Source organism: Streptomyces sp. NPDC060064, from assembly GCF_042736455.1.
Classification (GTDB): domain Bacteria; phylum Actinomycetota; class Actinomycetes; order Streptomycetales; family Streptomycetaceae; genus Streptomyces.
The window spans coordinates 450136-468016 of record NZ_JBHWWF010000002.1 but is presented as its reverse complement, the minus strand read 5'-3'; the positions used below and the strand labels follow the sequence as shown (position 1 = coordinate 468016).

General features: G+C 67.7%; 17 protein-coding genes and 5 pseudogenes. 9 read left to right on the top strand and 13 right to left on the bottom strand.

Going from position 1 to position 17881, the window contains the following annotated elements; all coding sequences use genetic code 11:
- Window positions 1-684 precede the first annotated feature (684 nt).
- From ACFWDI_RS04325 to ACFWDI_RS04315, 3 genes and pseudogenes are all read left to right on the top strand, one after another.
- Complete coding sequence (locus ACFWDI_RS04325; RefSeq protein WP_385301218.1) at window positions 685-1509, top strand: LLM class F420-dependent oxidoreductase; 825 nt, start codon at window positions 685-687, stop codon at window positions 1507-1509.
- A 109-nt stretch (window positions 1510-1618) separates the two neighbouring features.
- Window positions 1619-2047 carry a TIGR03668 family PPOX class F420-dependent oxidoreductase gene (locus ACFWDI_RS04320; protein WP_385301217.1) on the top strand — a complete coding sequence of 143 codons (429 nt, stop codon included), beginning with the start codon at window positions 1619-1621 and terminating at the stop codon, window positions 2045-2047.
- A 405-nt stretch (window positions 2048-2452) separates the two neighbouring features.
- Window positions 2453-3898, top strand: a pseudogene (locus ACFWDI_RS04315) (DUF2079 domain-containing protein); the annotation flags it as partial.
- Window positions 3899-4074: 176 nt separating this feature from the next.
- On the opposite strand, the gene ACFWDI_RS04310 reads toward ACFWDI_RS04315, so the two are convergent.
- The 3 genes and pseudogenes from ACFWDI_RS04310 to ACFWDI_RS04300 all read right to left on the bottom strand — a co-directional run.
- Window positions 4075-4542 carry a hypothetical protein gene (locus tag ACFWDI_RS04310; RefSeq protein WP_327321443.1) on the bottom strand — a complete coding sequence of 156 codons (468 nt, stop codon included), beginning with the start codon at window positions 4540-4542 and terminating at the stop codon, window positions 4075-4077.
- A gap of 147 nt (window positions 4543-4689) precedes the next feature.
- Window positions 4690-4839 (bottom strand): annotated as a pseudogene (locus ACFWDI_RS04305) (IS701 family transposase); the annotation flags it as partial.
- Between the two features lie 17 nt (window positions 4840-4856).
- Window positions 4857-5057, bottom strand: a pseudogene (locus ACFWDI_RS04300) (hypothetical protein); the annotation flags it as partial.
- Between ACFWDI_RS04300 and ACFWDI_RS04295 the strand changes: the two are divergent.
- Together ACFWDI_RS04295 and ACFWDI_RS04290 are read left to right on the top strand one after the other, a co-directional pair.
- Window positions 4983-5675 carry an alpha/beta hydrolase fold domain-containing protein gene (locus ACFWDI_RS04295; protein ID WP_385301240.1) on the top strand — a complete coding sequence of 231 codons (693 nt, stop codon included), beginning with the start codon at window positions 4983-4985 and terminating at the stop codon, window positions 5673-5675. The pseudogene ACFWDI_RS04300 and the gene ACFWDI_RS04295 sit on opposite strands and share 75 nt — an antisense overlap.
- A gap of 10 nt (window positions 5676-5685) precedes the next feature.
- Entirely contained in the window at window positions 5686-6402 is a 717-nt protein-coding gene (locus ACFWDI_RS04290; RefSeq protein WP_385301216.1) for a helix-turn-helix transcriptional regulator, read from the top strand.
- A 366-nt stretch (window positions 6403-6768) separates the two neighbouring features.
- Here the strand turns inward: ACFWDI_RS04290 and ACFWDI_RS04285 are convergent, their stop codons facing one another.
- The 4 genes from ACFWDI_RS04285 to ACFWDI_RS04270 all read right to left on the bottom strand — a co-directional run bounded on the left by ACFWDI_RS04285 (window position 6769) and on the right by ACFWDI_RS04270 (window position 9516).
- The gene (locus tag ACFWDI_RS04285; protein ID WP_385301215.1) at window positions 6769-6891 is read right to left on the bottom strand and encodes a hypothetical protein; all 123 of its coding nucleotides are present in this window, start codon (window positions 6889-6891) and stop codon (window positions 6769-6771) included.
- Between the two features lie 83 nt (window positions 6892-6974).
- Complete coding sequence (locus ACFWDI_RS04280) at window positions 6975-8123, bottom strand: serine hydrolase domain-containing protein (RefSeq protein WP_385301213.1); 1149 nt, start codon at window positions 8121-8123, stop codon at window positions 6975-6977.
- Between the two features lie 98 nt (window positions 8124-8221).
- The gene (locus tag ACFWDI_RS04275) at window positions 8222-8854 is read right to left on the bottom strand and encodes a class F sortase (protein WP_385301212.1); all 633 of its coding nucleotides are present in this window, start codon (window positions 8852-8854) and stop codon (window positions 8222-8224) included.
- A 170-nt stretch (window positions 8855-9024) separates the two neighbouring features.
- The gene (locus tag ACFWDI_RS04270) at window positions 9025-9516 is read right to left on the bottom strand and encodes a sortase (RefSeq protein ID WP_385301211.1); all 492 of its coding nucleotides are present in this window, start codon (window positions 9514-9516) and stop codon (window positions 9025-9027) included.
- 849 nt (window positions 9517-10365) lie between these two features.
- On the opposite strand from ACFWDI_RS04270, the gene ACFWDI_RS04265 reads away from it, so the two are divergent.
- Window positions 10366-10893, top strand: coding sequence for a GNAT family N-acetyltransferase (locus ACFWDI_RS04265; RefSeq protein WP_385301209.1), 528 nt, complete (start codon window positions 10366-10368; stop codon window positions 10891-10893).
- A 104-nt stretch (window positions 10894-10997) separates the two neighbouring features.
- The gene (locus ACFWDI_RS04260; RefSeq protein WP_385301208.1) at window positions 10998-11390 is read left to right on the top strand and encodes a signal peptidase I; all 393 of its coding nucleotides are present in this window, start codon (window positions 10998-11000) and stop codon (window positions 11388-11390) included.
- A gap of 26 nt (window positions 11391-11416) precedes the next feature.
- Here ACFWDI_RS04260 and ACFWDI_RS04255 read toward each other — a convergent pair whose 3' ends face one another.
- The 3 genes and pseudogenes from ACFWDI_RS04255 to ACFWDI_RS04245 all read right to left on the bottom strand — a co-directional run.
- Complete coding sequence (locus tag ACFWDI_RS04255; RefSeq protein WP_385301207.1) at window positions 11417-11932, bottom strand: hypothetical protein; 516 nt, start codon at window positions 11930-11932, stop codon at window positions 11417-11419.
- A 396-nt stretch (window positions 11933-12328) separates the two neighbouring features.
- Window positions 12329-12760: pseudogene (locus tag ACFWDI_RS04250) on the bottom strand (ATP-binding protein); the annotation flags it as partial.
- A gap of 101 nt (window positions 12761-12861) precedes the next feature.
- Window positions 12862-13542: pseudogene (locus ACFWDI_RS04245) on the bottom strand (BTAD domain-containing putative transcriptional regulator); the annotation flags it as partial.
- Between the two features lie 422 nt (window positions 13543-13964).
- On the opposite strand from ACFWDI_RS04245, the gene ACFWDI_RS04240 reads away from it, so the two are divergent.
- Window positions 13965-14453, top strand: a complete 489-nt coding sequence (locus tag ACFWDI_RS04240; RefSeq protein ID WP_385301205.1) for a DUF4267 domain-containing protein — start codon at window positions 13965-13967, stop codon at window positions 14451-14453.
- On the opposite strand, the gene ACFWDI_RS04235 is transcribed toward ACFWDI_RS04240, so the two are convergent.
- Window positions 14382-15230: a hypothetical protein gene (locus tag ACFWDI_RS04235; RefSeq protein ID WP_385301204.1), complete on the bottom strand. Its 849-nt coding sequence runs from the start codon at window positions 15228-15230 to the stop codon at window positions 14382-14384. The genes ACFWDI_RS04240 and ACFWDI_RS04235 overlap by 72 nt on opposite strands.
- Before the next feature lie 362 nt (window positions 15231-15592).
- Between ACFWDI_RS04235 and ACFWDI_RS04230 the strand changes: the two genes are divergently transcribed.
- Window positions 15593-16405 (top strand): SAM-dependent methyltransferase, encoded by an 813-nt coding sequence (locus ACFWDI_RS04230; RefSeq protein WP_362690823.1) that lies wholly within the window; start codon window positions 15593-15595, stop codon window positions 16403-16405.
- Window positions 16406-16486: 81 nt separating this feature from the next.
- Here ACFWDI_RS04230 and ACFWDI_RS04225 read toward each other — a convergent pair whose 3' ends face one another.
- Both ACFWDI_RS04225 and ACFWDI_RS04220 read right to left on the bottom strand, forming a co-directional pair.
- Window positions 16487-17389 carry a helix-turn-helix domain-containing protein gene (locus ACFWDI_RS04225; RefSeq protein WP_385301203.1) on the bottom strand — a complete coding sequence of 301 codons (903 nt, stop codon included), beginning with the start codon at window positions 17387-17389 and terminating at the stop codon, window positions 16487-16489.
- Between the two features lie 89 nt (window positions 17390-17478).
- On the bottom strand, window positions 17479-17712 hold the full coding sequence (locus ACFWDI_RS04220) for a DUF397 domain-containing protein (RefSeq protein ID WP_385301202.1): 234 nt from the start codon (window positions 17710-17712) through the stop codon (window positions 17479-17481).
- Window positions 17713-17881: the final 169 nt, after the last annotated feature.

Below are 17881 nucleotides of genomic sequence, written 5' to 3'. Positions count from 1 at the left end.
CCCCGGTGCCGTACGGCACCGGGGCCCCGAGGGGTTTCAACACCATCTACCGGCGCTGAGCGCCGACTTTCGGTTTCCGCATGTCCGCCTGGGAGGTCGGAGATACGGGGATCGCGGATGCTTGACCGGGGACCACCTTCCAATCCGGGGCCTGCGGTACCCGAGCGAACTGAAACCTCGCTCGGGCGATCCTGATGGCGTCTGCTCCTCTCTCACTCATCTCTTCTTTGGGTCGGTACTGCTCTCTGAACACGCGGTGCTGCTCGGCGACCCCTGGGGCCGCCAGGCCCGGCAACCAGTCCTGGAGCCTTCCCGCACTTCCTGGCCCCAGGACTCCACTGCCGTGCCGTGCAATGCTCGCGCCAGTTCGTCTCTGCCGCGTATCGCTGACTTCGTTGGCTACGTCAGGAACCCTAGCCGCGCGAGTACGCAATGTCTATCTCAGCCACGACAGATTTCCCCCATTCAGGGGGAGAAGTTATCTGCTCGTCCCTGCGGGGACGCCACGCCGGGGTCTGGGCCCGGCGGACCGGCCATCCGCGCGTTTTTGCGACCGCGGGCCCGGGGAACCGTGCTCCGCGATGGTTCTCCCGGGTGGTCATGGGAGCGGGATCGCCCGGGGCGGGTAGTCAGCAGTTCTGTGCCACCCGTCTTTTCCCGCACTCGACCCTCGACGGAGCCGTCGTGAAATTCGGAGTCTCGACCTTCATCACCGACCAGGGCATCAGCCCGACCGCGCTCGGAACCGCACTTGAGGAACGCGCGTTCGACTCGTTGTTCATCGCTGAGCACAGCCATATCCCGGCGGACCGCCAGACGCCCTACCCGGGCGGTGGTGAGCTGCCGGAGATGTACTACCGCACCCTTGACCCCTTCGTCGCCCTGACCGCGATCGGTGTCGTGACCGAACGCCTGCTCCTGGCCACCGGCATCGCGTTGATCCCGCAGCGCGACCCGATCATCACGGCGAAGGAGGTGGCCTCGCTCGACCTGATCTCCGGCGGCCGCGTGATCCTCGGCGTCGGTGTCGGCTGGAACCGTGAGGAGATGAGGAACCACGGCACCGACCCCTCCACCCGCGGTCGGCTCGCCGACGAGCGGCTACGCGCCATGCGCGAGCTGTGGACCGCGGAGAAGGCCGAGTTCCACGGCGAGTTCGTGGACTTCGATCCGGTCTTCGCCTGGCCCAAGCCCGTGCAGCGCCCTCATCCGCCGATCTACGTCGGCGGTGGCGAGGGCGCGTTCCGGCGGGTGGCGCAGCTCGGAGACGCGTGGCTGGCCAACAGCCTGCCGCCGCAGGAACTCGGTCCGAAGATCGAACGGCTGCGCGCCCTCGCCGACCGAGAGGTGCCGGTGACGGTGTACGCGGCTCCCGACGATCCCGAGCAGATCGAGGGCTACAGCCGTCTGGGGGTCGAGCGGCTGCTGTTCTACGTGCCGACGATGCCCGAACGGGAGACGCTGGAGTTCCTGGATCGGCTGGCCGGAGTCGCTGCCCGGTACCGCTGAGAAGCCGGAAACCGCTGCGGCTCGGGGATGCGGGACCGATACGAGAATCCGCAACCGCCAGAGCCGCCATAGCCGCCGTGAATGCCATGACTGCCGGAAAGGGGGTGCGATGCCCGCTCTGACGAGCGCTGAGGCACGGGAGCGGTTCGCCGCGGCGCGCGTCGCCCACCTCGCGACGGCCGACACGGCGGCCCACCCGCATCTGGTGCCTGTGGTGTTCGCCCTGGACGGCGACACGGTGATGCTGGCCGTGGACCACAAACCGAAGCGGACGACGCGGCTGAAACGCCTGGCCAACATCGCCGCCAACCCGTCGGTCTGCCTGCTCACCGACCACTACGAGGAGGACTGGGACCGCCTGTGGTGGGCCCGGGCCGATGGCGAAGCCCGAGTGCTCCCGGCACCGGACCGGTCCCCCGAGGCCGCCCGCTGCATCGGCCTGCTCACGGCGAAATACCAGCAGTACGCCGACCGGCCACCCGACGGACCGGTGGTCGAAGTCTCGGTCCTGCGCTGGAGCGGCTGGCGCGCGTCGTGAGCCGCGTGCCGGCCGCGCGCACGGTCCGTGAGCGCCGCCGGCACGGTTGGTGCTGAGCTGCTGAGCTGCGGGGCCAGCGGCCCTCGCGCACATGGACTACAACTGGGTGTTGCGGCCTTCAGAATCCGCGGTACTCACAGGCGACATCGCGTGTGGCCGCCAACTCTCGCCCTGTTTTGCGCCGGTTCTGGCGCGTATCGCGAACCGACGGCGTCGGGGTTACCGTAATACGTGGTGCGCGATTGCCGCATCGAGCTGCTTCCTGAGAAACCTGCTGGGCAATCCCTTGACTGGTCGCCAGAAGTGCGACCTCTTGCCAGCAGGCTTCATTGATGAGACTCGCTTTTCGCATCACTGAAGGGATTGGCATGCGCACTTGACGCCGGTTCATCGGAAGGCAGCTTGATGCAAATCTTTCCCCCCACCTTGTCGACTGTCAAACGATTGGCAGCGGCGAGGTCTGTCGCTCCAGGACGGGGAGGGGGGAGGGCGCCCGTATCCCGTAGCACTCTCTTGGGTTGGGCAATGGCGTCACTGTGCTTCATCGTGTACACAACGCTGTCACTGCGTCGGCATCAGCTCATGCTGACCACGGGATACGACCTTGGTATATTCGAGCAGGCCATACGCTCCTACGCACATGGCCATCTCCCGACAGCAGACCTTAAGGGCCACAATTACCCCTTGCTGGGCGATCACTTTTCTCCCATCACTGCCGTCATCGCGCCCTTTTACAGAATATGGCCGTCGCCGATCACTCTGCTCCTGGCACAGGCAGTTCTGCTCGCGGTGGCCGTCGTCCCGCTGACCCGCTGGGCACACCGCGCGCTGGGGACGGCAGCCGCACTGGTGATCGGGCTCGGCTACGGCGTCTCCTGGGGCATCGCCCAGACAGTCGGCTTCGACTTCCACGAGGTGTGCTTCGCCGTACCACTGCTGGCCTTCTCCCTCGAAGCTCTCGGCAACGAGCGCTGGCGCGCGGCAGTCGCATGGTCCCTTCCCCTTCTGCTGGTCAAGGAAGACCTGGGCCTGACCATCGCGGTCATCGGCGGCTACATCGCCTACCGCGGCCGGCGCAGACTCGGCTTCCTCGCGATAGCCGCCGGCCTTGCGGGAACGCTCATAGAGATGCTGGTGGTCATACCGGCCTTCAACCCCGACGGCGTATTCACCTACTGGGACAAAGTGCCGGACGGCGCTGACGACGACCCGCTCGGCCTTCTCCTGCACTACACCTTCGGCCTGGTCACCCCGGAAACGAAGCTGATCACTCTCCTGATGCTGCTGGCACCCACAGCGTTTATCGCCCTGCGGTCACCTTTCATGCTGCTTGCCGTGCCCACGCTTGCATGGAGGTTCATCTCCGGCAATGAAGACTACTGGGGGACTCGCTTCCATTACAGCGCCGTGCTGATGCCCATCGTGTTCGGCTCTTTCATCCACGCTCTCACTCTGATGCGCCGAGAAAACCCAGTAGGAGACAGTGCAAGAAACCTGCACTGGCCTCTTGTCATCAGCGCGACCTTCACCATCATCACATTGCCGCTCTTCCCGTTCGCGCAGCTCACAGAAAGCGCAACCTGGCAACCCGGTCCCCGCATTGCAGCCGCGCGTCATATTCTCAATATGATCCCCGATGGATCGACCGTCGCGGCTTCCAACCGACTCGTTCCCCAACTCACCAATCGCTGCACCGTCACGGTCTTCGGATTGCCCAGTGATCACGGAAACCCTGAATGGGTCGTCGCTGACACCGCCACATCCCAAGGCTGGCCCATCAGTCCAGGGCAAGAGGCTCAAGAGATCGCGAAATTCCGCGAGATGGGATACAGGACCGTAACAGAAACAGCGGGGTACGTTCTCCTGCAAGGGACGGATACCGCGATGGGAAGCACTGCGACAGCAGTTCCGATTTCCGCGGTCAGAGCGCACGGAACTCGCAGTGGGCACGGGGTTACAGCGGCACCGCGGTCCAAGTTGGCGGATGCTGGCTTGCTCACGGTAACGGGGGGCGCGTTGTTGCGCGCCTACTGCGGCCGGGCGAGGGTGGTACGCATGGCGTCCATCAAAGCGTGCCGGGCTTCCCGCAGTGCCCGTCGTGCCTCGGTGCAGCCGGCATCGCTCCACGTCTCGCCTTGCACCACCGCGTCCCGATAGGTCACGAGTTTGTCGGCGACACCCTTGGTTCTCTCCACGACCTCGACGGGCGCGATCAGTTCGAGCGCGTACTGCCTTGCATACACCCCGTGGTCCCGGGTGACCGTCCACGCCATCTGCGCCCGCTCCTCCGCCGACCGGTGCACCTCCCGGCTCGCATGGGATATGACGTCCCGCGCCTGAGCCAATGCCTCCAGGTACTGGACGTACACCGACCGCAGCGATTCTCGGTCTTGAGCCACGCTGTCCCTGCGCCAGCGGACCCGGTCCGTGGCCAGGGTGCTGCCCACGCCGATGGCCCCGCCCAACGCCACCGCGACCACAGCCGTCCAGTCCATTGCCGCAGCATAGGAACAGCCCTGCCCCCGCGTGGCCTCTTCGGTGGGATCCCCTTGTTCTCGTAGGACTCCGTTAGGTCTGTCTCGATCCTGGGGTCCTGCTGGGCAGGGACTGATGACAGGTGGTCCAGATGCCCGTCCAGCACCTCAGTACGTCCTGGAGGGTGTCGAGGACTTGGTAGAGAGTGAGGCCGACGCGGGGACTCTTGGGGCCAGGCGTTCTTCGTGGGCGGCGGTCACGAGGTTGACATGGTGGTGCCAGCCCGGCCAGGAACGGCCTTCGAAGTGGTCCAGGCCCCAGACCGTGCGGCGTACTCGATCCGGTCGAGCTTGGTCTCCTTATCCGGGTCGGTGGACTCCTTCCATGTCTTGGTCCGTTGGAACGTGATCTGACGCCGGATCAGCAGCGTTCTGAGGGCCTCCCGGCCGATACGGACGCACTGTCCTGGAGCACGGCGCAGATAGGCGGCTCCGCGGACGGGCAGGATGAGAGGCTGTGGCGACTCGCTGAGCAGGCACGGCTGGCCGTGGTCAGCGTGGAGTACCGCCTCGCGCCGGAACACCCGTTCCCCGCCGGGCCCGACGACTGTGAAGCGGCCGCCCGGTGGCTGGTGGACCAGGCCGCAGCCGAGTTCGGCACTCAACGGCTGCTGATCGGTGGTGAGTCGGCCGGTGCCCACCTGAGTGTCGTGACACTGCTGCGCCTTCGCGACCGGCACGGCATCACCGGCGCGTTCCGGGCGGCCCACCTGCCTTTCGGCCCCTACGACCTGTCGATGACACCAGGCCAGCGATCGTTTGGATCAAAGCGGCTGCTGAGCAATACCGACACGCTGCGGGGCAGCTACGAGCTGTTCACACCGGCATTGGGGACGGAACAGCGCCGCGATCCCGAGGTCTCACCGCAGTTCGCCGACCTGGCCGGCTTGCCGCCCGCCCGGGGCGTCGTCGGCACCGAGGATCCACTTTTGGACGACTCGCTGTTCCTGGCCCAACGGTGGCAGGCGTCAGGTGCGCCTGTGCAGCTCGGTGTCGTCGCCGGCGCGATGCACGGCTTCACCCTGTTCCCGCTGACCATTACCGAGCGGGAACTGCGGCGCGAGCGGGACTTCCTGTCCACCACGGGAGGGTAGCGTCGGCAGCGTGAACCGCACTGCTCGGCTCTATGCGCTGGTGGAAGAGTTGCGCGCGGCGAGCGCCGCGCAATTCGAGGTGAATACGCGCACGGTGCAGCGTGACCTCCAGGCGCTGATGGAGGCCGGTGTCCCGGTGCGCACCACACCCGGGCGAGGCGGGGGCTGGTCGATCGACCCGGAGATGACCCTGCCCCCGACTCGGTTCACCGCCGCTGAAGCCTCGGCACTGGCCGTCGCGCTCGCCGCGGCAGACGCCTCCGCCCCGTACGCCGGTGCGGCCCGCACGGCAGCCCAGAAGATCGCGGCTTCGATGACCGGTCCCGCCTCGGTGGCGGCACAGGAGCTCGCCGCACGGATCGTTACGCTGCCCTCGCCGACCGACTCCACGGTCCGCGCCGCAGTGGAGCAGGCCCTCACCACAAACACGGTCCTGCGGCTGTCCTACATCGACGCGGCAGGACGCGAAAGCGACCGCGCGGTGGAACCGGCCGGACTGCTCACCGCCGACGGCCGGTGGTACCTCATCGCCTGGTGCCGCGCGCGACAGGCCGGCCGAGGCTTCCGGCTGGACCGAATCACCGCAGCGGCTCCAACCGATGAGCAAGCGCAGCCCCATGACCTGACCGAACTGCTGCTCGGCTCGGCCGCCGCCGGCGCGGTGCAGCCTACGGCGCTGGCTTCACTCACGCCCCCGACTAAGAAACGGAAGGCACCACCCCGGTGAACCTTTCCGGTCACAGCACTGGACGCGGTCGCGCTTCAGCTCAGTCACCCCGGCGTCAGCCCGGGCGTCGAGCGGTCTCACGTGGGGCAAGGCGCCGTTGGATCCGCTCGGGAAGCAGGGACGGATTGCCACGCAGTCCTGCGACTGGAGTACTCCGGTCGCCAGGGCGAAGGCCGGGAAGGCGAGCTCCCGCGGGGGGCAGCGTGATTGGGGAGAACACGATCAGGGGAATTTCGGGCAGCAGGGCGAGGCCGCGGAACAGGTAGATCGCGGTGATCGTGATCAGTACCGGCGAGAGCCTGGGCAACGGACGCAGCAGCCCGGCTGCCGACCATGCGTACGCTGCCGCAACAGTGAGAATGGCGGCTATGACGACCGCGGTCGCGGTGGGGACGGACGGATGCTGTTCCGCCACTCGAAGACCAACTCGGGCTTGCCCGCCCACCGTCGGTAGATCGTGTCCTTGCCGACACCGGCCCGCGCGGCCACGGCCCGATCGATGTCGAGCCGAACAGGCCTGGGTGCCGGACACTCATCATCGGCGGGGATTCAGCCAGGCACCACGCTCCACCTCAGACGTCGGCCGCGTACCGCCAGAAGTCCCGCATCAGCGCGGGGAAGCTCGGTCCGCCCATCTGCAGCTGGCTGAGCATGATGGTGACCACGCCGGTGGACGGTGTGATGTGCGCTGTTGTTCCGGTGCCGCCGACCCAGCCGTAGCGTCCCGGCACACTCCACGGTTCGACGGCCTCGATATCAACCGCACCGCCGAAACCCCAGCCCATGCCCTCGAGGAACAACCCGGCGGACTCACGCTCGGACGGGGTCAGGTGATTGGCAGTCATCTGCCGCACCGACTGGGGCGTGAGCAGCCGGCGGCCGCCCGCCGTCCCTTCGGCGAGCAGCATCCGGCCGAAGGCAAGCCAGTCGTCGACGGTCGAGACCAGACCGCCGGCGCCGCTCGGGAACGTCGGCGGGCTGCTCCACTGCCCGTCGGCGGCGTCCACCAGCTCGAGACCGCCCTCGGGATCGGTCCGGTAATAGCCGGTGAACCGGTCGAGCTTGGCCGCCGGTACCGCGAATGCCGTGTCGGCCATCCCGAGCGGCTCGAACAGCCGCTCGTCCAGGAACTCGGGCAGCGGTCGTCCCGTGACCCTGGCGATCAGCACGCCCTGAAGGTCGGAGCTGATGTTGTACAGCCAGCCGTCGCCCGGCTGGTGCAGCAGCGGAATACGGGACAGCGCCGCCATCCACTCGTCCGGCGCGGGGACGCTCTGCGGCTGCGGAGGTCCCTGCTTCAGCTCGCGGAACAGCGGCGCAACCGCGGGCAGCGAGAAGTCGGACGGGAAGCCGTACCCGGCACGGGAGCTGAGCAGGTGGAACACGGTGATCGGCCGGACCGCCGGGACCACGTCGTCCACCGGCCCGGCCGGCGTACGGACGACGCTCGGTGACGCCAGCTCCGGCAGCCACTGCCCGACCGGGTCGTCCAGCGCGATCCGGCCGTCCTCGACGAGCATCATGACGGCCGCGGCGACGATGGGCTTGGTGATCGATGCGATGCGGAAGATCGAGTCCCTGGCCATCGGGGCGGTGCCCTCGACGTCGACGGATCCCACCGCCTGCACCTCGACCCGGTCACCGCGGGCCACCAGGCCCACCGCTCCCGGCACCGAGCCCTTGCTGACGTGCGTCTCCAGCGTGTCGCGCAGATCGGTCATGGGTCCACCCTCTCAACTGTGCGGTCGGAGACAGGACTCTCGCCGCGGCGCAGAATCATCGGGCCGGTGCCGTCGGATCCAACCCGATCACCCGCCGCTCACCTCAGCGCGGAGGACCCTGATGGTCCGGGGGGCTGTTTCACCGCCGTCAGCGTCGCGTAGACCACGACGTTGCCCCGGTAGCCAGTGCGCTTGGTGTAACTGCCGCCGCAGGTGATCATCCGCAGTTCAGGCACGTCGGAGCCGCCATAGACCTTCTCGTTCGGAAATTTCTTCTTGTCGTAGACCTCCACGGCGTCGACGGCGAACACGGCCACACGCCTGTCCGCCCGGCTGATCTCGATGGTGTCGCCCTTGGACAGGGCGCCGAGGCCGTGGAAGACGCCGGGGCCGGTGGGCGTGTCCACGTGCCCGGCGGTGACGGCTGTTCCTACCGAGCCGGGAACAGTGCCGTCGCCGTACCAGCCGGCACGGCTGGGGTGGTCGGCCGGCGGCGGCCGTAGCCTCCCTGCCGCGTCGAGAGCCAGTCTTGTCATGGGGGCGTCCACGCCGATGGCGGGGACCCTGAGGCGGACCGGACTCGACGGAGGAAGCGGCTGGACGGCGCGGCCCGCGGCTGAGGCGGTGCCGCTGCGGGCGGGACGTACAGAGGTGGAGAAGGCCTGGGCAGCCGACGGCTGCGGTGGCTGCTCGTCGCGTGCCGCGCTGATCACCAGCACGGCACCGGCCATCAGTGCGCAGGCCAGGAACCTCACTGACGGGGTGGACGAGTGTGGGCAAGCGCTGGTCTTGTGCCCTGTTTCCATCGCGATTGAGCCTCTGCTTCGCGGCGGGGTGGCGTGGGGTCCTCGCGGCCCCCGGGCCGATGCAGGTCCGGACCGATGCGGTGGGAGTTGGGCAGTCAGGTTCCCATGCCGCTCAGGCGTCGGCGTCTCCTGACCACACCCGCGGCGGCGGCTCCGGCGAGCAGCACACCGCCCAGGGCGTACTGCCTACTTCTGTCTTTGGCCGGCTCGAAGCCGGCCTCGACCGAGCCGCTCGGCCGGCGGCCACTGACCTGGTATGTATCCGTGACCTTGGTCCGCGGCGGGCACTTCACGGTGACTGTGTCGCTGCCGGGCTCAGTCCCTTCCGGGACCTGAAACTCGCCGGTGAGCACACCCTCACCGTCACCTTCGAAGAGGTGGAACGCCCCTCCGGCCTCCGACTCGCCCTTGCCATAGGTCACGTCCGGGCCGCAGGCCGTGGTGCTGACGGTGACCGTGGAGCCCGGGGAAACGCTCCCCGGGCCGATGTCAAGGCCTGAGTCACCGGTGGCGAAAGCGGCCGGGACCGACAGGCAAAGGGCACCGAGAACCAGGCCGATACCTACACCAACATGTGTGTTACGCACGAGGATCCTCCAACGGAGCAGTGTCCGGCCTGTCTGCGCGGCGCCTCTGCTGTGCTCCGCTCCCGAGGCAACCGACAGTCCGTCAGCTCCGCAACATGACGCATCGCCATATCCGTCACCCAGGCAGGCGTAGTGGCTGCTCTCGCTTGATCGTTTACGCAGGTCACCGGAGCAGAGACCGTCACGCCGGAGGAAACACCAGAAGGACGGCGAACGGGCTAGTGACCTGCGTCAGGGATTCGTTGGCAGTACGTACCCGCGAAGAACAGTCCGGTTGGTGGTCATCTTGAACCACATCGAAAGGATGGTGCGGACCCCGCGTCTCGGGCAGGCTGCTCGACGCGAAAGCAGCGGGAGTACACACGCTGACCCGGCCCCGCCCGAACGGACCTGACATATGTCGGGGTCCCTGCGCGCCGCGGACCCGCCTACCGTACGGGCTGTCCCTTGGTGTCTCATGTGTCGTTCCCCCTAGTTGGGCCCCACCGGTATCAGAGGGCCTCGCCAGCAGCGAACGGCACGAGCTGGCACCCTGCTGGCGGGACTGCTGACGGCCACGCAGCTCGCCGCCGCGCCCCGGGCTTTGAAGATCGCTTCGCGCCGGACTGTCGATCGTTTCCCGCGAGGCCGTGCTCTGCCGTTTCAGCAGTCGTAGCGGTGCGCGCATGGCATGCACCGGGACGACTTCTACGCCTCGCAGCAGGTCGGTCACGGTTCCCCGGCCGAGCTTCCTGCGCCGACCCCTAAAACCGCTGGCACGCTGATCGGCAGAACGCGATGATCGAAAGACAGCACCAAGCGGCCTGAGAATCGGCTTGGCTCACAGAGTGGAGAGGAATCGCTGTGATCGTGACGGTGGAATTGCGTCACGTCGACGAGGAGATGCTCCAAGGGCTCCTCGCGGTGGCTGTCAACGAAGCGGCACCCAGCGAGGTCATGCCACCCGTGGCCGGTCCGCCAGGCTGGACGCCGGCACGGCAGGACGCCTTCCGGGCCTGGCATCGGGATCGCCGGCCAGGACTATCCGGTCCGCTCCGAGAAAGCACATTCGCGATCCTCACCGACGGGCACATCGTCGGATCAGCACGGCTGGCCTGCCGCGACAGTCAAGAGGTGCTCGAAACAGGCATGTGGCTTGCGCGTTCCGCACGCGGGCGCGGAATCGGCACCGCCGCCCTCCGGGCGCTCCTCAACGAAGCGGCGGGAGCAGACGCACGCCTCGTGGTCGCCGAGACCACCGCCACCAACCTCGGGGCAATCGCCGCCTTGCGCCGAAACGACGCCAGGCTCGCCACGGACCAGCACAACGGTCACGTTCATGCCCATCTGCCCCTGGACCAGGCACAGCCCCCGCCACTGGCGTCATCGAACCCGTGACCCTGAACAGCAGCTCGGCTCTTCTCAGCACTGGAGTCTGCTGCGAAAGCACTGGTCACGCCCATCGCAGGTAGCAAGGTGGTTGGCTGCTACCGTCCGCGTGCATGAACGACAGTGTGTACGTGGGCAAGGCAGGCCGAGACGCGGCGATGGACCGAGGATGGCTGCTGGGACACTTCAAGGACACCGGCGATCCCCGGCACAGCGAGGCCGTTGAGATCAAGTGGGGTGTTCACCCGCGCGGTGAAGAGCGTGCCCAGTGGGTGACGGGCGAGGCGCGTACAGCTCTGCTCGTCCTGATCAGTGGCCAGTTCCGCGTTGATCTGCCTGGACGCAGCGTGCTCCTGACCGAACAAGGCGACTACGTCGTGTGGAGCCGAGATGTGGAGCACTCCTGGTACGCGGAGGAAGAATCTGTCGTGATCACAGTCCGCTGGCCTTCCGTTCCCGGCTACCGAGCCCCTGATGAGAAGAGCCAGGCCCGGTCTTCCGCCTGACGCCCTCGGCGGCCTCCTCACGACCATCACCCCGTGATCCCCCATAAGCTGTTCCACCGTTCGGCGATGGTGGCCGCGCGGGCGAAGTGGATGGCAGCCTCGTCGTCGCGGCCGAGGAGCCTCGCGAGTTCGCCGAGCGTGTACGCGACCGGCCGGATGGCCAACGTGAAACCCGAGGAGGGCGGCGGTGCGTCGCGGTAGGGCAGCAGTGACGCGTACAGCTCCTCGGCGCCCTTCTTCTCGCCGAGCCTGACCATCGCCATCGCGCGGAAGGTCGCGAAGACCTTGAAGAAGTAGTCCGTTCGGATCGGCCCGGCCTGTGCCAGGACCTGCCGGGCCTCGTCCAACTGGTCGGCGGCGGCCAGGGCCGCGGCGAGCAGGTCCTCGGTCAGCGGGCCGTAGGCGTCGAACGCCTGCCTGGCCTGCGGCAGGAACTCGCCGAGCCGTCCCTGGCCCGCCCTGATCGTCGCCGTGGCGATCAGCAGATAGCCTGGCGGCGTGCGGTGAACTCCGGCGCACCATCCGGGCGGTGGCCTCGGCATAGAGACGCTCGGCGGTTGCGATTCTGCCTTCGATGTGCGCGAACGTCGCAAGCATGCTCTCGCCCACCGCGAGGGGCTCCGGCATCCGATAGGTGCGGGCGAGTTCCAGGCATGCGTCGGTGAGGCGGTACGCCCCGGCGACGTCGCCCTCGACTGCCGCGGCGGTCGACTGGGTGAACAGCCCGTACCAGCGGTATATGGGCACATCGTGTTTGATGCCGAGGCGGTCGAGCTCCTGCCCCAGCTCGGCCCGCTCGCGCCACTCCAGCTCGGTGGCGACCGTCGCGCCAGAACGGCGAGCCCATCGGTGAGCCGCCCCTCGATCTCGTCCGGTCGGTACGCCGCCACAACCAGGATGGGCGTTCCCGAGGGCATGTCGACAAGGCCCGCCAGCATCGCGAGCGTCTCGGCATCGGCCCAGTGCAGGTCGTCCAGCATGACCGCCAATGGCCGCTCACGCGCCACCGTCGCGAGCCATTGCCGGACAGCCCGATGCAATCGGAACCGCCCCGCGACCGCATCCTCGTGGACGAGGGATTCGGCGCCGGATGTTCCGTCGCGGAGGAGGGGGGCCAAGGCGGCGGCCGACTCGGATGGGGGCGGGAGGGCGGCGGCGACAGTACGGAGGGCTTCGGCCCAGGCCCAGGCGGGCGGGGCGCCCTCGGCGTCGGTATTGCGGCCGATCGCGACGAGCCATCCGTCACAGCGCAGGCGGTGCGCCAGCCGTTCCAGCAACGCGGACTTGCCCAGACCCGCTTCTCCGGTGACCAGTGCGACACCCGGACCGGTGGTGAGCGCCTGGTCGGCGGCAGTGGTGAGGAGCGCCAGCTCGGACTCGTTGCGGCGTGGAGGACCTCTACGCGTTGGGTGAGGACGGCCTCTTCGAGTTCGGTCAGGGCGGGGCCGGGGTCGAGGCCGACCTCGTCGGCGAGGACCGCACGGGCCCGGCGGAGAGCGGCCAGCGCATCGGCCTGCCTGCCCACGGCCCAGAGTGCCAGGGCGTGGAGGCGCCAGCCTTCCTCACGCAACGGCTCGTCGCGGGTGAGCAGTTCGGCCTCGGGAACGGTTCCGGAGACGTCGACGGAGCGCAGCCCTGCGGCGACGTGGAGCTCCCGGGCGACCTGCCGCAGCTCCTCCAGGCGCGCGGTCTCGGCGCGGGCCCACGACTCGTCGGCCGTCTCCGCGTACGCCGGGCCCTGCCAGAGCGACAGCGCCTCCTCGAGGAGGCGCCTGGCGGTGCTCGGCTCGGGCTTGAGGACCTCGCGGGCGGCGCGGAGCAGCCGCTCGAAACGCCAGGCGTCGACCGCGTCGTCGGGCAGGCGCAGCGCGTAGCCGGGCGGCGCGCTGACGAGCACCTTGGCCGGTGTACGCGGGGCCCTGCCGAGCTCGAGGAGTCGACGCAGGTTCGACACGTACGCCTGCAATGAGGTCACGGCCTGGGCGGGCGGCGCCCCTTGCCAGAGGTCTTCGATCATCCGGTCGACCGGCACGACCTGGCCGCGCGCCGATACCAGCAGGGCGAGGACCGAGCGCTGCCGGCGGCCCCCGAGTGGGACGGGCTCGCCGTCCCGCTCGGCTCCGAAAGAACCGAGCACGCGTATGCACACCATCTCACCTCACATCGTAGACGGCCGACGATCTTCCAAGTCCCATCTCCTCCAAGTCCGTTCCAAGTCCCTTAAGGAGCCTCCGACAAGGCTTCTCGCATGGACACGACGAACGCTTCAACGGTGACTCGGCCCAACACTCACGAGATGGTGGTCATCCACCGCGGACTCCGCCGGGAGTCACGACTCCTTGCGGAAACGATCGGACCGAGCGCTCGATGATCCTCGGCCCCCTGCCGCTCCCCGCCCGTCTGCTCTGGTACGCCGTCGGCCGCCCTCAGTACGCCCGCAGGATCCGCCGTCCGCCACGTCCGCCGCTGAAGGCATTACAGAAGGCATTACAGAGCGCACCAGTCGGAGCTGACGCACCCCATGGCGATCACCTCGGCGCACACCATTCCGTTCCTTCTCCCCGGAGATCTGCAATGAACCTGAAGCACCTCGCCACCGGCCTCGCCGCCCTGGGCGGCGCATTCATCATCTACATCGGGCTCAGCTACCTGCTCGCCCCTCAGGCGACCGCGGCCGGATTCGGTGTCCCGACCTGGCCCCGACGGGACGGCACGGCATTCCTCGCCGTCAAGGGCGTGCGTGACATCGCGACCGGCCTGGTCGTTTTCGCGCTCCTCCTGTCCGGCCACCGCAGGGCGCTGGGCTGGGCGATGCTGGCGATAACCTTCGTTCCGGCCGGAGACCTGGTGATCATCCTGAGCAATGACGGATCAGCCGGCACCACGTACGGGGTCCACGGCCTCACCGCCGCCGCGGTGGCGGTGACCGCCGGTCTGCTCCTGCGCGAGCGCCCGCTCCCGGCGACCACCCCCGGGTCCGCCGAACCGGCCTCACACCCTGCGGTGGGGGCGGGACCCGGTCGCGCTTTCGGTGGCCTTCCGCGGCTCACGCGCGGAAGATGATCCAGAACCACGCACCAAACGTCGCCCAAGTCCGACCCGTCCCCCGTCCGGCAGCACCGCCTCATCCCTGGGCGGACGCAGTCGGAAGCGTCCGTGAAGCAGCCCCAACACGATCGCGGCCCCGATCGCGATCAGGTGCTCACGAGCAGCCAGATTGGGTTTGACGACCGACTCCAGCACCATGGAGCCACCGGTGAAAGCGAACAGAACAGGCGCCCGCCGGACCACCGCGAGGTAGGTGAACAGGCCCACCACCGCCGCAGACGGCCCCGTGTCAAGCACCTGCCCGATCTCAGGCGGCAGCCCCAGCCCCCACCACCCCGGACCGAGCGCAATCATCACCCGCACGCTGAGCGTGCCGGCCAGCGTCGTAGCGTACGCAACCACCAGAGTCCGGGTACGGCCCAGCGAAAGCTCGGCAAGCGCGAACGCGAGGAACAACTGCGTAATGCCCGCCCACACCGGCAGATCCAGCGCAGGCACAAACAGCGACACAGGAGTCCGCAACAAGGCAAGAGGCAGCGGCAGGTCAGCGCGCACCTCGCCGAGCAGGCGCACCACCACCGCACCCCTCGGCGTCACGTGAATCGCGTGGAAGAAGATGACCGCGAACGTCGCCAGCAACGCCAACGAGACCCCGCCCACCCCACGGCGCACAAGCCCCCGCACCGGCTCCACGACAACACCACGCCACTCCCCCAGCAGCGTGCCCCCCACAAAACGCACCAGCCAGCTCAACGCACCGTACAACCGCCCCCGGACGCCCTCACGCGCCACGCCCGGCCCCTCGTCAGCGACAGCCTCGCCCCCGCCGTCCCGGCCCCTCTCAAGAACGTCATGCCGAACACCTGTCCCACCGGACATCTGCCGACCAACCCCCCCTCACGCTCACAGCGCCGAACAACCCTGACCATCAGCGCATCACTGTGCCCACGCACCTCCAGATCGTGCACCAAGTCGCATAAGACCCGCGCATGGGGGCCTTGGAGCCGATCGGCTGCGTCTCTTCAACTCCGCGGCGTGGCCGAAAACATGCCTCAATCTCGCTCGTCCCGCGCATCGCCTGCACCGCCCTCCCGGCTGCTCATAGCATGGTCGCCTTACACGAGCTGATTGCCGAAGATGCGGGTGAGGACTGGATGAAACGCGAGTCGTGGCGCCCGGACGCCATCGACACGAAGGTGCCCAGCGTGGCGCGTATGTACGACTACTACCTGGGGGGCGACGACAACTACCAGTCCGACCGTGAGGCCTGCGAGCAGTTGCTGCTTCAGGTTCCCAGCACGAAGACGCTGGCCGTCAACAACCGTCGTTTTCTGCAGCGTGTGGTACGTATGCTGGCCGCCGAGTACGGCGTGCGCCAGTTCATCGACCACGGCTCCGGTCTCCCGACCCAGGACAACGTCCATCAGGTCGCCCAGGCGGTCGATCCGGCCTCGCGAGTGGTGTACGTCGACAACGACCCGATCGTGCTGGCACACGGTCGAGCTCTACTGGAAGAAAACGACCGCACCGCCGTCATCCAGGCCGACATGCGGGACACGGAAGCCATTTTCGGTCACGAGGAGACGACACGGCTGATCGACTTCAGCCAGCCGGTCGCTGCTCTGTTCGTGTCGGTGATGCACTGCATCCCGGACGAGTCCGACCCGGGCGCCCTCGTCCGTCGGGTAGCGGAACGTCTCGCGCCTGGAAGCTTCCTTGTCGTCTGCCAGCTCGTCAGCGACCGGCCGGAAATCCGGAAGTTCGTCACCGACTTCATGGCGGAAGCCACCGGAGGTCACTGGGGGCGCGTCCGCGAGGAGCACGAGGTGGCGGAGTACCTCACCGGGCTGGAGATCTTGGAACCGGGCCTGGTGGAAGTGTCGACCTGGCGACCGGACTCCGACCTCGCGCCCGCCCAGCTGACTGATGAATGGATCGAGTGGGGCGGCGTCGCTCGACTCCCTTAGCGCCGGCGTCCAACTCGCCATCCGCATCGACAGTTCTGGGTGGGATGCACCTCGCGGGATCCCACCCGGAACGCTGCCGTGTCACGAGCCGGACAGGCGCTCCCGGATCATCTCGATCGACTCCTTGGGAGTGAGGGCGCACGCCCCGAGCCGGTCCAGCATGTCGCGGTACTGCTCGACGACCTGCGGTTTCTGACTGAACGTGCTGTCAGTCAGGTGCTCGATGTAAACGGCGTCCTTGAGCTCGCCGAGTGCGAAGCGCAGATAGGTCACGCCCGTGCCGACGCCGGCCGAGGCGGTCACATCCAACGGAGCGATCTGCAGAACCACACGGCGCTGCTCCATTATCGCGGCGAGATACTCGAGCTGCCCGCGCATCACCTCCGGTCCGCCGACCGTGCGCATCAGCACGGACTCGTCGATCAGCACCCACAGACGGGGCGCGTCCGGCTGTTCGAGCTGCCGCTGCCGTTCCAGCCTGAGGTCCACCCGTCGCCCGACGTCGTGCGGATAGAGGTGGGCGGGGCCGGAGCTGATGACCGCACGTGCGTACGCGGGCGTTTGCAGCAGGCCCGGTACATAGAACGGCTCGTAGGTACGGATGGTGGCCGCCGCCCCTTCCAGGGCGACCAGCGGAGCGAAGAAGTCGGACAGGACATCGCTGAACGAGCGCCACCAGTCCGGCCGACGTGACTGCTCCACCAGCCGCAGGAACTCAGCGACACGCTCCTCATCGCTCACCCCGTACAGGCTCAGCAGGGCCAGAGCGTCAGCGGGCTTGCAACCGTGCCGACCGAGCTCAATCCGGCTGGTCTTCGACCGGGAGAAGCCCAGCCTGGTGTCGACGCCGGACGGGTCGAGTCCAGCGCTCATGCGCAGTTGGCGCAACTTGCCGCCCAGAATGAGTTTCAGGGCGGTCGGGTTGCTCTCAACCGCGCCCAGCGACTCGACGAACAACGACGGGCTCGGTACAGCTGCAGCCATCGCGCGCTCCTGCGGATTATGAGAAGACCACGACATTATCGAGCACAGCAGGAGCAAGCCAGGGGGAACCGGTCGGCCACCACCCTCTTTCAGCCAATCATGGAGTCGAAATCGCCGGCCCGGGCTCCCGCCACGAAGGCAGCGATCTCCTCCCTCGTGTAGACGAGGGTCGGCCCTTGCGGATCGCGGGAGTTGCGCACGGCTACGTTCCCGTCCGGCAGAGCCGCCATCTCCACGCAGTTTCCTGTGGCGTTGCTGTAACTGCTCTTGATCCACGTCACCGAATTCAGCGCACCCACCTGTATGCCGTTGGAGAACTCCATGCCCGCCAGCCCCTCCCTGCTCGTACATTCGTTCGCCCCGGAACCAGCCATGCAATCTCAGATGCAATTGCATTCTCAGGGTGCGCTCGACAATACTCGTCCTTCATCGGCTGCCGCAGCATCGAACACCGAAGCCTGCAGGGGGACATGACCAGTGACGACTCACATG

What these genes read in the sequence shown, in the direction of transcription:
- ACFWDI_RS04275 (WP_385301212.1), bottom strand. Translation starts at nt 8,854, where the DNA reads ATGGCCGGTGCCGTGCTGGTGATCAGCGCGGCACGCGACGAGCAGCCA.
- ACFWDI_RS04255 (WP_385301207.1), bottom strand. Translation starts at nt 11,932, where the DNA reads ATGCCGAGGCCACCGCCCGGATGGTGCGCCGGAGTTCACCGCACGCCG.
- ACFWDI_RS04225 (WP_385301203.1), bottom strand. Translation starts at nt 17,389, where the DNA reads ATGGCTGCAGCTGTACCGAGCCCGTCGTTGTTCGTCGAGTCGCTGGGC.
- ACFWDI_RS04310 (WP_327321443.1), bottom strand. Translation starts at nt 4,542, where the DNA reads ATGGACTGGACGGCTGTGGTCGCGGTGGCGTTGGGCGGGGCCATCGGC.
- ACFWDI_RS04240 (WP_385301205.1), top strand. Translation starts at nt 13,965, where the DNA reads ATGAACCTGAAGCACCTCGCCACCGGCCTCGCCGCCCTGGGCGGCGCA.
- ACFWDI_RS04260 (WP_385301208.1), top strand. Translation starts at nt 10,998, where the DNA reads ATGAACGACAGTGTGTACGTGGGCAAGGCAGGCCGAGACGCGGCGATG.
- ACFWDI_RS04230 (WP_362690823.1), top strand. Translation starts at nt 15,593, where the DNA reads ATGAAACGCGAGTCGTGGCGCCCGGACGCCATCGACACGAAGGTGCCC.
- ACFWDI_RS04220 (WP_385301202.1), bottom strand. Translation starts at nt 17,712, where the DNA reads ATGGAGTTCTCCAACGGCATACAGGTGGGTGCGCTGAATTCGGTGACG.
- ACFWDI_RS04320 (WP_385301217.1), top strand. Translation starts at nt 1,619, where the DNA reads ATGCCCGCTCTGACGAGCGCTGAGGCACGGGAGCGGTTCGCCGCGGCG.
- ACFWDI_RS04280 (WP_385301213.1), bottom strand. Translation starts at nt 8,123, where the DNA reads ATGACCGATCTGCGCGACACGCTGGAGACGCACGTCAGCAAGGGCTCG.